The sequence below is a fragment of the Cupriavidus sp. SIMBA_020 genome (genome assembly GCF_046535395.1).
GTDB classification, from domain to species: domain Bacteria; phylum Pseudomonadota; class Gammaproteobacteria; order Burkholderiales; family Burkholderiaceae; genus Cupriavidus; species Cupriavidus campinensis.
In genome coordinates this window covers 1-368 of record NZ_JAWRWU010000152.1, presented here as the reverse complement: position 1 = coordinate 368, position 368 = coordinate 1, and the positions used below count along the sequence as shown (strand labels likewise).

General features: G+C 67.7%; 1 pseudogene. It reads right to left on the bottom strand.

The window, feature by feature from the left end:
- Positions 1-368, bottom strand: a pseudogene (locus SB751_RS28585) (hypothetical protein); the annotation flags it as partial.

Below are 368 nucleotides of genomic sequence, written 5' to 3'. Positions count from 1 at the left end.
GGGCGCCGGGCGGTATGGCCACCAGCTTGCCGTCGACCCGCAGGCGCACCGCCTTGCAGTGCACGTAGGCCACGTGCCGGCCCAGCAGGCGCGCGGCGTTGAGCGCCGATTGCTCCTGCCATTGCCAGTTGCCGATGTCGAAGGTCATGCCCAGCACGTCCGTATGCCCTTCACGCGCCAACGCGTCGAACACCCCGACGAATTGCGCGAGCGACCCGCCTTCGGCCAATTGCCCGTTTTCGACGACGAGCCGGACATCCGCGCAACGCATATGCTCGGCGATCACCGCGGCATTGGCCTCGGCGGCGAAACCGCCGAGTTGTAACTTGACGAAGCGCGCGCCGAGCGCGATCGCTTCTTCGACGGAG